The sequence below is a fragment of the Micromonospora sp. NPDC085948 genome (genome assembly GCF_040686315.1).
Taxonomy (GTDB): Bacteria; Actinomycetota; Actinomycetes; order Mycobacteriales; family Micromonosporaceae; genus Micromonospora.
The window spans coordinates 1-12,716 of the sequence record NZ_JBFBJW010000017.1 but is presented as its reverse complement, the minus strand read 5'-3'; the positions used below and the strand labels follow the sequence as shown (position 1 = coordinate 12,716).

Below are 12,716 nucleotides of genomic sequence, written 5' to 3'. Positions count from 1 at the left end.
AGGCGTGGAACTCCGGCTCTTCACGATGAATAGGCTCGACCGTGCGCTCGGGCTCCAGCAAACTCTGAGAAAGGTGACAGAGCATGGCTGACGCCGTAGGTGGACGCCTGGGAGGCGGCGCGGAGTTGGAGGCAGTGCGATTTCTGATCGACCGGCTGGGGGTGAGTGCCGATGAAGTCTTCAAAGGCGCTGCGCCGTCGAAAGAAGTTCCAACTTTTAGCGAGCATATTTCAAGAGTTTCCGGCGCTGTTGCCGAAGGCACGCGTCGGGTATATGGGACCTACTGGCGGAAAATTGAAGAAGTTTGGGGTGATCGGCGCATAGATGAACCTTCGCCCATGGAAATAAGGCACCTCGCCGAGTTCATCAAGAAAAACGTCGTCGTGCGGCGGAATTCACGTGGCGGACGAACCGCCGTGGAACATTTTATTTCAGCAATGCGTTGCCTATACGGCTATGCGGTGGCTGATGGTGTGATTTCGGAAACGGCGGATCCCGCTGCGCGGGTCGCCAAGCCTCGTCGCCTTGCAAGCACTCGCCGGGCGCTCTCTGACAATCAGTTGGCTGCGATAAACAAGATGGTGGCAAAGACCGGAAATGATCCTCGGCTTGATTCGATTCTGCTGAGGCTTCACGAGGAGACGGCCTGTAGGCGAGGTGGTGCTCTCGCGCTTCAACGAGAAGATTTAGACCTCGACGGCTGTCTCGTGCAACTGCGGGAGAAGGGTGATACAGTGCGGTGGCAGCCGATCTCGCCAACGCTGGCCCGTTCACTTGCGCAACTCAACAAGGATCGAGGGTCTGGTGGCCAGCTGCTGAGGTACCGGAATGGGGCATCGATCACGCGCCGTCGCTACGACTACATCTGGCAGCGGTTAGGCAAATCGCTGCCTTGGGTCGCTTCGCAGCAGATCAGCACTCACTGGCTCCGCCACACGACTCTGACCTGGGTAGAGCGCAACTTCGGCTATGGCATCGCTCGTGCTTACGCTGGGCATGACGGCAGATCTGCCGCCGGGACGACAACGACCTACGTTAAGGCGGACATATATGAGGTGGCGAAAGCACTTAGCGCGCTTTGCGGTGAAAAGCACCCGCTAGTCGCTGACCTTGCGTCCTGCACTGTACGACCACAGCTCTCACGACATGCCGGCGATGCGCCCGGCCGCGCCATCGTGGCTGGATGAGCCTTAGTTCTAACGGTTTCCGCGACTGGCAATCCAGATCGTCTTCGAGGGCATCCGCGCTCTTCCCGCCGGCGAATGTTGGCAACCAGGAACGTCACCGCCGGATCCAGCTCCAACCGGCTGTCGGCCGGGCGGGGCAGGTACCGATAAGCGGGCGAGTAGGACTTGAAGGCGTGGGAGCTCGGCGTACAGGGTCATGCCGGTGCGTGGAACTGTTGCGTGCCCGACCAGCGGTGCGGTGGCGGTTATCCGCAATCGTGCCAACGAGCGGTCGTGACGCCGAGTACTAGTAACCTGTCGGCGAGGTTAGAGGTGGGCTACCTGCCGATGTGCAAGTATTCGGTAGCGACGCCATCGCTGATGCGGTCGATGAGGTGGCGTGGCGCCGCCGAGGGTCGCCGCGCCGACCGGGCGCCACGGTCTAGTGGCAACCGGCGCGGCGGGCCCATGGGCGGTTCGAGCAATGGTGATGGCGGCGGTGACAGCAATGACGGCCTAGGGCGGGAGGCGAGCTCCTAGGCTGAATGCCACGCCGCTGTGATGGGGCAGTGGCAGGTGCAGGACTTGGAGGTTCACGGCGGTTCACGGCAGGTGCGCCTAGCGAACGCCTTGGGGGTCAGGTCCGTGGCGGCGAACGCGGCGGCGCCGGCGAGCCCTACCCACCGGTGTCGGCCAAATGGCCGATGGCTGGTTGCTTGGCCGAGGGTGCCGGTCGGTGCGCCGCTGGGACGGCCGGTGTGACGCCTTCAGTCGTCATCGTCGTCTTCTATGAGTTCGCCTTCCCATGCTTCGCGGCCTTCGTGGATGGCGAACGCGGCGATGATGAACCCGGCGACTGGGTCGAGCCAGGCTGCGCCGGTGACGGCGTACAGGCCGAGTCCGGCGAGGGTGGAGATGCTCAGCAGCACACAGATCTTAGTCTCGGCGGCGTCGGCGAGAATCAGCTGGTCCCCGCCGAGTTGCATCGCGACGCTCTTCTTGGCCCGCGCCAGCAACGGCATAATCACCACCGAGGCGACCAGGAGCACCAGACCGACGATCGAGGTGTCCGGCTCCTCGCCACCGATGAGGCTGCGCACGCCTTCAATCACTACGTAGGCGGCAAGAACGAAGAACGTGATCGCGACGGCCTTGAGGGTGCGGCGCTCTTTGGCCTCATTGGCCTCTCCGTGGCGTAGTCGTGCCGCCAGCCGCAATCCGACTAGCACTGAGGCGGCCGATTCGATGCCGGAGTCCAGGCCGAAACCGACCAGCGACACCAAGCCGGCCAACAGGCCCACGGTGATCGCGACCACGCCCTCAACAACGTTATAGGCGACAGTGAACTGCGCCAGGCGCAGTCCGCGGCGGGTCAGCCGCTCGGTCTCCTCCGCGCTCAACGCAACCGGTGGTGCGGTGCTCATCAGGCTTCCTCCGTCGTGCAGCCGTAGGTCGGGCACAGCGCCACTGCCGCGCCGGTCGCTGCCAAGAGATGCTCGGCTGCGCGCAGCAGGTCCAGCAGTTCCGGCCGGTCCAGCGCGTAGAACATTTGCCGCCCCTCTGGGCGCGCGACCACCAGGCCGCAGTCACGCAGGCACGCCAGGTGCGCTGACACGGTCGACTGCGCCAGCCCGAGATGAACGGTCAGGTCGACCACGCGCGCCTCTCCGTCGGTCAGCCGACGCAGGATCGCCAGCCGCGTCGGATCCGCAAGTCCGCGGAACAGCGCCGCCGCCGGGGCCAATCGCTCTGCACGCCCTGTGGACACCACGCCACTTCTTATCGTCATTTCACGATGATACCGTTCCAGGCGAATGGATCGTCAAGTGAGGATGACAGCGATACCAGCCAGTCGGCGACGGTGGTTGGGGACACTGGCCGATGCGGGCGCTCGACGCTGGTGCAGCACGTGCTCGCCTCGGCGCCGAAGTGGGCCCCCTTGCTCAAGGGGTGGCCATCCTGGAAGTGGCGTTGCGACCGTGGTGCCGATCTGACGGTGGTACGGGGGCGTCAGTGGATCGTGACTGCCACCGTCAGTTCTGTATCCGAACTGAGGAAACGCAAGCAAGAGGGGCGACCGCTACGGTCGCCGCCGATTGCCGCCGCAGGGCTCGGCCGCGCAGACCGGGCGCTGCCGACCGGACGATCGAGCGTCACGGCACCGCGGGGCCGACGCGGAAGCGCACCGCGACATTCATCCGACGGGCGAATACGAGCAACGGCGTGCAAATCGGCTGCGTTCCCGGCTACGGCACCGGGCTGATCCTGCAGCAGTTCGCATCGCCCATGTAGACGTCCTGAGATGGGTCCCGCGATGACCATCCGAGCCCGACGCCGACTGGCCGGCTACGGCGACCACATGCGCCTACCCACCTGCGAACCAGGGCCAGCATCGCCGCCAGTGACGGCAACTACGACGCGGTATCCGACGTCGCGATCGTGCATTAGATTTCTGGTTGGCGACTAGTGGTCGCTGCAAGCGCTCGAGTGCGCACCACCGCGAAGGTCCACTTCAGCTATGCCCCCTCGGTGCCGGAGGCCGGATGCTGATGCGCCGAACCGTCGAGGAGATCGCATGATCGAACGGTTACTGCCCGCAGGTGTGATGTCAGCAGAAACCTTCACCGACATCCCGGGAGAAACACCGTTTCCTGGCGAGGAGACGCTGGTCGTGCGGGCCCTCGAAATCCGTCGTCGGGAGTTCATCACCGCGCGACGCTGCGCCCGCGACGCGTTGAGCAAACTCGGCTATGTCCCGGGGCCGATCCTGCGCGGCGCCCGCGGTGAACCCCAATGGCCGGCAGGGGTGGTCGGCAGCATCACCCACTGCGCCGGCTATCGAGCTGCGGCCGTGGCCAAGGCTGGAGAATTGGCATCGCTTGGCATCGACGCGGAGCCCAACCAGCCGCTGCCCGAGGGCGTCGGCGGCCTGGTTCTGTTGGCCAGTGAGCGGTCAGCGCTGAGAGAGCTGGCTGTCGCGAACCCCGCCGTCCACTGGGACAGGCTGCTGTACAGCACCAAAGAGTCCATCTTCAAGGCCTGGTACATGCTGACCCGCCGGGAGCTCGGCTTTGAGCAAGCCACGGTGGAGGTTAACCCGGCAACGGCTACATTCCGCGGACGGCTCCGCGTCGACGGTGCCAGGATCGACGGCGGCCCGCCGCTGCGGGTGCTGACCGGCCGATACCTGATCGAGCGCGGCATGGTGGCCACCGTCGTTATGGTTCGGGACAACGGCGGCGATTGACCCTGCTCATCCTGGCGGTTCACTCCCGAGGAAGGCTTGCCCGGCTGCGGGTACCCTTAGGCGTTGTTGATTTTCGCCGGCGCGAGGTGCCGTTGTCAGTGAGGGGCGGGTGCCCGGTCGAAGCGGTCCGCCGTCCAGGTCAGCAGATCCGGCAATGCAGCCCGCAACACGCCGTCGTGGTCGGCGCCTGGGTAGAGAGTGAAGGTGACGTCGGTGCGAGCGGCCGCGAGCTCCTGGGCGGTCCTTTGCGTCATGGCAGGGATCACGGTGGTGTCCGCGGCACCTTGAGCAATATACACGGGAGCGGTATAGCGCTGGATCGGGATTTCCTGAGAGGCCTGCAGCGCGATCATGCGGGCCAGGGCGGTCATGTCCGTCAGCACGTCGTTGTTGGTCAGTCCCCGCGCGGCGATGACGGTTCCCAGAGTGTCGAGGCAGTGGCTCGTCTCGGCCATGTGCAGCAGGCTCAGCCCTGTCTCGGTGAAATAGTTGCGCAGATCCACGTCAGAGTTCGTCGCACGGATCCCCGAAGCGATGATGAACAGAACGGAGGTCGCCGCAGCGGCGGGCTGCAGAGGCGGTAAGGCGGCGACTGTCGCCTGGAACTGGGTCGGCGGCGCGGTGGAAATTGCGCCGCGGAAATTCAGCTCGGGGGCGTATCGGGCGTGCACGGCAGCAGTCCAGAGAGCAGCATGACCACCCTGCGACTGGCCCACCACCGCCCACGAGCGGCTCAGCGAGCGGTCCACCTGCCGGGCGGCTCGAACCATGTCGATGGTGGCATGAGCGGCCGACGGGCCGTTGATGTACGGGTGAGGTCCGGGTGTGCCCAGACCCTCGTAGTCGGTAGCGACGACGGCGTAGCCGGCGGCTAGCCACGCTGACAAATACTCGATGTCGCGCGGGGAGCGGCCCGCTGTCGACGGCGCACAGACATCGGCCACGCCGACGGTACCGTGCGCCCAACTGATGATCGGCCAACCACCGGTGGGCCGTCGGCCCTCGGGTAGGAACACGGCACCGCTGACGACCGTGCGGCTGCCGTCCCAGCTGGTGGACAGGTAGCGCAGGCGGTGCGCGTGCCGGGTACCGGGCAGCCAGAGGGCGGTCGGCAACTGCTGCGCCGATACGACAGTGCCAGGTCGGGCAGGCCCCGGCGCAGCGGTCGCCGCCTGCCGGCTGGAGGCCGCGACCGGTCCAGCAACGAGAATGGTGGCGGCCAGTGCGGCGACCGATGTGATCAGTGACGTGATTCTGCCAAGCATGCCGAGTACTCCTTCGTCGAGGTGTCATCCGGATGAGCCGCATCGTGGCGGTGCTGCAGCGGGTATTTGCCCCGGGCGGTGCTGAATTCGCACGCAGCATGTGCCGCTTGCGGTGGGAATGCCTGGCACGCGGCGCGGGCGTCCATCCGGTCAGGAGGGGGCTGCTCCTGGTGGTCGCTGTCGCGTGTGGTGCGTCGCGTGCGGTCGCGCTTGCGCGCCGTTCCGGGAGGTGCTGGCCCGGACTAGGCACGTGGCAGCGCGCTGTCCATCTCCGCAGCTGCAGCGACGGGCGCCCGGGTGGGTGAACCGCTCCGCTCGCGTTGCCCGGACGGCCGGTAGTGGTCGTGAAGGCCGCGGTCCGAGTTCGGCGGTCGGGCCGCATCTGCGGATGGCGCCCACCACGACCCCGGGCGATTGCCACTGCGCTGACGGGGCGCACGCGCACCGTCAGCGCCTGGGCTGCGGATGGCGCATCCGTAGCGAGACCACGCGCGTCGTACACGCTTTTCATCGTCACAACACGATGATAACGTGCTTTCGGAATGATTGGTCCTCCCAAGTGTGAGCGGCACTTGCCGTTGAGTCGAGCCCGGGAAGGTGCACATGAGTCAGTCGGAGAATCCGCGACGATGGTGGGCGTTGGCGGCACTCGTGCTGGCAGCCCTGACCTTGGGTTTCGACATCACGATCCTGAACGTGGCGCTGCCCACGATCGCCGGTGAGTTGTCGGCGGGCACGGATGTGCTGCAGTGGATCGTCAACGCGTACGTTTTGGTGCTGGCAGGGCTGATGCTGACATGCGGGGCGCTGGGTGACCGGTATGGCCGCAAGCGGTTGCTGCTGATCGGGTTGGTTCTGTTCGCCGCCTCGTCCGCCGCGGCGACGTGGGCCACTGAGGCCGAGGTGGTTATCGCCGCCCGGGCAGTTATGGGCCTCGGCGCCGCAATCATTCTTCCGGTGGCGTTCGCGGTATTGCCGGCGTTGTTTAGCGCGCAGGAGCGTGGCCGGGCCGTCGCCTTGGTGGTGCTCGGTACCGGAGTGGGTATCCCGCTCGGGCCGCTGATCGGCGGGTACCTGCTGGAGAACTTCTGGTGGGGATCCATCTTTCTGATCAATGTGCCGATGGCGATCGCTGCTGCGCTGGCGATCGCCGCGCTGCTGCCGGAATCTCGCGATCCGCATCCGCCGCGCCCGGACGTGGCCGGAGGGCTGTTGTCAACGGCCGGGCTTGTCACGTTGGTATACGGCATCATCGAAGGTCCCGGCCGGGGCTGGGGTGACCCGCTGGTCGTCGGCGCGCTCGCGGTCGCGGCAGTCACGCTCACGGCGTTCGTGATGTGGGAGCTACGAACCGCCGAGCCCATGATTGACCTGCGGTTGTTCGGCAAGCCGCAGTTCCTGTGGGGCAGTATCGCCGGGGTTCTGGTCACCTTCGGGCTGCTCGGCATGTTGTTCGTCGTACCGCAGTACCTTCAGCTCGTGGTCGGTTTCGACGCGTTCGAAACCGGGCTACGCCTGCTGCCGATGATCGGTGGACTGGTCATCGGTGCGCCCACCGGTGAGCGGCTGGCCGCGCGGTGGGGCTACCGGGTGCCAGTCGCGCTGGGTCTGCTCGTCTTGACCGCTGGCCTTGCATGGGGCGCTACGACAGACCTCGACACCGGCTACGGCGTCATTGCCGCCTGGCTCGCTGCCGTCGGCGTAGGCATCGGCCTCGCTCTGTCCCCGGCGATGGACGCGGTGCTCGGTGCGCTGCCACCGGAGCGGTCCGGTGCCGGAACCGCAATCACGATGACGCTGCGCCAGGTTGGCGGCGCGCTGGGTGTCGCGCTGCTGGGCAGTCTGCTCGCCCAAGCCTACGACGACCGGGTCGAGGTGCCCGCTGGCGTGCCCGAACCGGCCGCCGACGCGGCCCGGGACTCGATCGCGGGCGCCTTGGCCGTAGCTGCACGGATCGGCGATACCGCCCTCGCCGACAGTGCCAGAGATGCCTACCTCCAAGGTATGACGCTGGTGCTGCTGACCACCGCGGCGATCGCGCTGCTCAGCGCCGTGCTCACTGCGGTGCTACTGCCGGGTCGTCCCACGACGGCTGCCGAGCCGGCTGCGCAGCAGGCGGCTGCGGACGCCACCACGTCCCGATAAGTCCTGCGGAGACTGCTTGACTGAGCATTCAACTTCTTGTCGATTGCGAGGCGGTGCTGTCACGGTCGGCCCGCCTCGCCCGTCGAGGTCGATCGGCGAGCTCCGGGGCCTTGCCCGTAAGCGGGGCACAGCGCGACTGCGTCACCGGCGGCGGCGAGCAGGCTCTCGGCCGCCAGGAATACATCCAGCAGTTCGCGGTGAGTGAGGAAGTACACCGAAGCCCGGCCCTGCGGTCGGTAGTCGACCAGCCCACATTCGCGCAGGCAGCTCAGGTGCGCCGACACGGTGGACTGTGCCAGTGCAAGCTCGGCGACGAGATCGACAACTCTGGCCTCACCCACGGCAAGACGTTGCGCGATCGCCAGCCGGGTCGGATCGGCCAAACCGCGGAACAGCGCTGCCGCCGGCGCCAGGTCGGCTCGTCGGTCAACGCCAGCGCGTCCCGCGGTCTTCATCGTCACGCGGTGATGATACCGCGAAGTGAGGACGGCGGCCGTGGGCCGCAGCGGCCGGCGACTGTCAGCAGGCGTTACCGGACGGCGGAGGTCTGGCTGAACTCCGAGACGGTCGCGGTGATGACGGCGCATACCTGCGCGAACTGCTCGGTGAGGTAGAAATGGCCGCCCGCGAAGGTACGCACATCGGATGGCCGGTCGGTGTGCTCGGCCCACGCCCGGGCCTCCTGCAGTGACACTTTCGGGTCGCTGTCGCCGACCAGGACGGTGATGGGACACCGGAGCTTGGCACCAGGGCGGTAGCGGTACATTTCGATCGCCTTGTAGTCATTGCGGGCCACAGGGAGGATCATCTGCTGAAGTTCGGGGTCGGCGAGCAGGCTGGCGTGGGTTCCGTTGAGTGCCTGCAGCTCCGCCAACAGGCCCGCGTCGTCGCGAAGGTGCACCGTCTCGTCGTCGCGGTGGGTCGAAGGTGCCCTCCGGCCGGAGGCAATCAGCCCGGTGACGGTCACGGCCCGCTCGTGCTGCAATTTTCCCGCGACCTCGAAGGCGATCGTGGCGCCCATGCTGTGGCCGAACAGTGTCATGGGCCGGTCCGCCCAGCCGGTCAGTACGCCGGCGAGTTGCTCGGCAAGGTCGTCGATGTTGTCGATGAGTGGCTCGCTGCGTCGTTCCTGACGGCCGGGGTATTGCACGCCGACTACATCGAGCAGCGGCGACACGGCTCGCGCCAGAGGCCGGAAGAACGTCGCTGAGCCGCCCGCGTGGGGCAGACACACCAGCAGTGCCGCGTCGGGTCCTGCACTGTTCAAGCGGTGCAGCCAACGCGTGGTTTCAGTTTGTGACATGGCGTCCTTCCAGGTGGTATCACGGCCCGCCGGCAGGGCCGGGCATGTACGTTCCGCGGCCGCAGCGGCGACCGAGGGCGACGTGACGACGATCGCCGCTGCGACGTTCCCAAGGCGTGCTGGCCCGGGCGCGGTGTTCTACTCGGCGACTCGGGTCCGCATGGTCCACCGGAACACGACCGGCCCCCCGGGCCCGGACGTGTTCCCCTCGTCTCTCTCGAAATGCTCGTGTCCGCCGAGGTGCGGTACCTTCACCTTCGTTGCGGTTTGCGGAATGTGGCGCTGCCGCTCGGACGGCGGCAGGTCCTCCGGGCCGCCTTTCAGGACGACGGCCACAGTCGGCGGATCGAAGATCGATCTCGATTCAGCGCTCACCCTTCACCTCCATGTGTCATTGCGGGTCGGCACACCGGATCCCAGGTCGTCGTGGCATGCGCCATGGATCCGGTTCGTGTTGTTCGCGGCCCTGCCTGCTTAGGGGTGTCATCGGCCGCTTTCCGGGTGATGCCGGCGCCGCCAGTTCGCGATGACGGGCAGCAGATCCTGCAGGGACGACCGGAGCTGGTCGTCCAAACCGACAACGGCGGCCAGGGCCGCTGCGTCCTGTGCGTCGATCGCCTTCCAGAACTCTTGTTCCGCCGGTGAACCGTGCGGCTCGGCGGCTTCGGCTTGTGGCGCGCGTGCATCAGGCTGCGGCCAGTACCGGTGCCGCTGGAAGGCGTACGTCGGCAGCGGCACCGTTCGTGCGCCGCAACCGGTGAACAGCGGTGACCAGTCCACGGCCATGCCACGGGCGAACAGTGACGCCAGCGCCGTCAGCACGGTCGCCGCCGTAGGGTCTTGCTGATCTAGCACGGCGGTGATAACAGCAGCGGGTGACTGCCCGATGACGTACGGGCGGACCGCATCAGCCAGAGCGCTACCCGGACCGGCCTCGAGGTAGGCCGACACCCGGCGCCCGGCCAGCCACGTGGCGCCACGGGCCAACCGTGCCGAATCGGGCTCGGTGGTCCAGAAGTCCGGACGGCGCAACTCGGCTTCGGTGGCGGGCTCACCGCTCAGGTGTGACACGATCGGAAAGTCCGGCGGCCCGAACGTGGCGTTCGCGACCTGCTGCGCCAGCGAGTGCGGCGGCTGTCCATCGCCGGCCGCAGCTGTCTGTGGGCCGTGCGGAGGTCCTAAGGCCGCTACCAGGGCACAGGCATCGGCCAGGCTGAGCACTCCGGCCGCGTGTGCGGCCGCCACCTGTCCGACACGCTGGCCCAGCACGGCGTATGGCCGGACTCCGAAGTGGTGCAGCAGCCGGTATGTGGCCACCTCGAGCGCGAACGTGCCAGCCCACGTATCGGCAATCTGCCCGGCGGCACGCGCGCCGGCAGCGGCGAAGATCTGGGCCAACGGACGGTCTAGGTAGGGGTCCAGCGTTGCGCCGATCTCTTCGAGCGCCTCGGCGAATACCGGGAACGCACGGGACAGGCCTTCGCCCATGCCAGCGAACGCGGACGACTCGCCCGGGAACAGTAACGCCACCCGCGTGCCGGCCGTTGCTACACCGCTGATTACGCCCGGCCCCGGCCGCCCGGCGGCCAGCTGATCCAGCCCGGCGAGCAGTTCCTGACGATCGCGGCCGAGTATGACCGCGCGATGCTCCAGTTTTGCGCGGGCATGCAGCAGCGAGAAGCCCACGTCAGCTGGTCGTTGGTGCGTCGATGCAGGCAGGAATGTACGTAGCCGCGCGGCCTGGGCGCGCAACCCGGCAGCTGATCGGGCCGACACGATCCACGGCACCACTGGCGGCGTGCCTGCGAATTCATCGATTGTCGTGTCGTCGCTCGGCTCTGCGCCGGGGGCGTCTTCGAGGATGAGGTGAGCATTGGTCCCGCTGATCCCGAAAGACGACACTGCGGCCCTGCGGGGCCGCTCGTACGCTTCCCACGCGCGGGGCTCGGTCAGCAGCCGCACCGCTGCGGCCGACCAGTCCACGTGCGGCGACGGCCGGTCGACATGCAGGGTTCTGGGCAGCAAGCCATGCCGCATCGCCATGACCATCTTGATGATTCCTGCGACGCCGGAGGCGGCCCGCGGATAGCCGATGTTCGACTTGACCGATCCCAGCCACAACGGCTGGTCGGCGGGCCGGTCCTTGCCGTAGGTGGCCAGCAGCGCTTGCGCTTCGATCGGGTCGCCCAGGCTGGTGCCGGAGCCGTGCCCTTCCACGACGTCGATGTCGTGCGGGGACAGTCCGGCCTCGGCGAGGGCTCGTCGGATCACCCGTTGCTGTGCCGGTCCGTTGGGGGCGGTAAGCCCGTTGCTGGCGCCGTCCTGGTTGACCGCGGAGCCTCGCACGACTGCCAGCACGGGATGGCCGTTGCGGCGGGCGTCGGACAGCCGCTCCAGTAGCAGCAGACCGGCACCTTCGCCAGCGCCGAACCCGTCAGCGGCCGCGGAATACGGCTTGCACCGTCCATCGCTGGCGAGGGCGAGTTGTGGCATGCCACCGCTGGGCACCAGCGGGTCGGGGATCAGGGCTACACCCCCGGCCACCGCCAGGGCACACTCCTGCTGCCGCAACGCCTGCGTGGCAAGATGCACAGCCACCAGAGACGACGAGCATGCGGTGTCGATGGTCACCGCCGGGCCTTCCAGCCCGAACGTGTAGGCCAGCCGGCCGGAGACCACGCTGCCCGCGTTGCCCGTGACCGTGAAGCCTTCGTTGTCCTCGGCCGGCACTTCGATGGCGGTGTATTGGGAGCCCATGCATCCGACGTAGACGCCCGCCGGGGTGCCGCGCAGTGACATCGGATCGATCCCAGCGCGTTCGAACAGCTCCCAGCAGACCTCCAGCAGCAGCCGCTGCTGCGGGTCCATTGCGACCGCCTCGCGTGCGGAAATGCCGAACAGTGCGGCGTCGAAGTCGGCGATGTGGTCCAGGAAGCCGCCGTATCGGGTGTAGACGGTGCCGGGGGTGCTCCGCTCGTCGCCTGCCTTCGGCTGCCGGCCCCGATCGCTCGGGTAGGGCGAGACCGCGTCGACGCCGCCGGCGACCAGGTCCCACAGCGTGTCCGGGCCGTCAGCGCCGCCGGGCAGCCGGCATGCCATGGCAATGATCGCGATGGGTTCGTGCTGTGCCGTGGTCAACTGCTGGTTGTGTTTGCGAAGCCGGTCGGCTTCGAGCATCGCCGCCCGGAGCGCCTCGACGAGCTTCTCGGCGGGTACGGTCATCGCCGGCTCCCGGTGGCCGGCTGCGGGTCGTCGTTGGTCTCGCCCAGCGCGGCACGTACGAGGTCTTCGGCAGCCATGGTGGCGATCGCCGTGGACGGCTCGTCCGCGGTGGTGACAGCCGCAGCGTGCCGGTCGGGGGCCAGCTGCAACAGAGCGTCGAGCAGGCCGGCCTGGCGCAGCCGGGCTAGGGGGATGGTGGCCAGGGTGCTCCGGATGTCGGCCTCATCGGGTTCGTCGGGCTCCGGTTCCGCGTTGCTGCCGTGGCTTGGGGCGAGTTGGGTGTGTAGGTAGTGGGCGAGGGTGTCTGGTGTCGGGTAGTCGAATACCAGCGTGGCGGGTAGTCGCAGCCCGGTCACCGTTGCCAGCCG

General features: G+C 67.4%; 10 protein-coding genes and 1 pseudogene. 3 read left to right on the top strand and 8 right to left on the bottom strand.

Annotated elements, in window-relative coordinates; translation table 11 throughout:
- The first annotated feature begins 83 nt into the window (after positions 1-83).
- Positions 84-1,187: a site-specific integrase gene (locus AB0O48_RS30180; RefSeq protein ID WP_365069349.1), complete on the top strand. Its 1,104-nt coding sequence runs from the start codon at positions 84-86 to the stop codon at positions 1,185-1,187.
- A 746-nt stretch (positions 1,188-1,933) separates the two neighbouring features.
- On the opposite strand, the gene AB0O48_RS30175 is transcribed toward AB0O48_RS30180, so the two are convergent.
- Together AB0O48_RS30175 and AB0O48_RS30170 are read right to left on the bottom strand one after the other, a co-directional pair.
- Positions 1,934-2,590 (bottom strand): cation transporter, encoded by a 657-nt coding sequence (locus AB0O48_RS30175; RefSeq protein WP_365069348.1) that lies wholly within the window; start codon positions 2,588-2,590, stop codon positions 1,934-1,936.
- Positions 2,590-2,955: a metalloregulator ArsR/SmtB family transcription factor gene (locus tag AB0O48_RS30170; protein ID WP_269683527.1), complete on the bottom strand. Its 366-nt coding sequence runs from the start codon at positions 2,953-2,955 to the stop codon at positions 2,590-2,592. Before AB0O48_RS30170 ends, AB0O48_RS30175 begins: the two co-directional genes overlap by 1 nt.
- 786 nt (positions 2,956-3,741) lie before the next feature.
- Here AB0O48_RS30170 and AB0O48_RS30165 point away from each other — a divergent pair.
- Positions 3,742-4,413 (top strand): 4'-phosphopantetheinyl transferase superfamily protein, encoded by a 672-nt coding sequence (locus tag AB0O48_RS30165; RefSeq protein ID WP_365069347.1) that lies wholly within the window; start codon positions 3,742-3,744, stop codon positions 4,411-4,413.
- Positions 4,414-4,508: 95 nt separating this feature from the next.
- On the opposite strand, the gene AB0O48_RS30160 is transcribed toward AB0O48_RS30165, so the two are convergent.
- Entirely contained in the window at positions 4,509-5,678 is a 1,170-nt protein-coding gene (locus AB0O48_RS30160; protein ID WP_365069346.1) for a lipase family protein, read from the bottom strand.
- 603 nt (positions 5,679-6,281) lie between these two features.
- Between AB0O48_RS30160 and AB0O48_RS30155 the strand changes: the two genes are divergently transcribed.
- Positions 6,282-7,823, top strand: a complete 1,542-nt coding sequence (locus AB0O48_RS30155; protein ID WP_365069345.1) for an MFS transporter — start codon at positions 6,282-6,284, stop codon at positions 7,821-7,823.
- A 59-nt stretch (positions 7,824-7,882) separates the two neighbouring features.
- Here AB0O48_RS30155 and AB0O48_RS30150 read toward each other — a convergent pair whose 3' ends face one another.
- The 5 genes and pseudogenes from AB0O48_RS30150 to AB0O48_RS30130 form a co-directional block, all read right to left on the bottom strand.
- Positions 7,883-8,278, bottom strand: coding sequence for a metalloregulator ArsR/SmtB family transcription factor (locus AB0O48_RS30150; protein ID WP_365069460.1), 396 nt, complete (start codon positions 8,276-8,278; stop codon positions 7,883-7,885).
- Positions 8,279-8,352: 74 nt separating this feature from the next.
- Positions 8,353-9,126, bottom strand: coding sequence for an alpha/beta fold hydrolase (locus AB0O48_RS30145; protein ID WP_365069344.1), 774 nt, complete (start codon positions 9,124-9,126; stop codon positions 8,353-8,355).
- 138 nt (positions 9,127-9,264) lie between these two features.
- On the bottom strand, positions 9,265-9,501 hold the full coding sequence (locus tag AB0O48_RS30140) for a DUF5988 family protein (RefSeq protein ID WP_365069343.1): 237 nt from the start codon (positions 9,499-9,501) through the stop codon (positions 9,265-9,267).
- A gap of 108 nt (positions 9,502-9,609) precedes the next feature.
- Positions 9,610-12,348: a type I polyketide synthase gene (locus tag AB0O48_RS30135; protein ID WP_365069342.1), complete on the bottom strand. Its 2,739-nt coding sequence runs from the start codon at positions 12,346-12,348 to the stop codon at positions 9,610-9,612.
- Positions 12,345-12,716: pseudogene (locus tag AB0O48_RS30130) on the bottom strand (hypothetical protein); the annotation flags it as partial. The pseudogene AB0O48_RS30130 and the gene AB0O48_RS30135, both read right to left, overlap by 4 nt.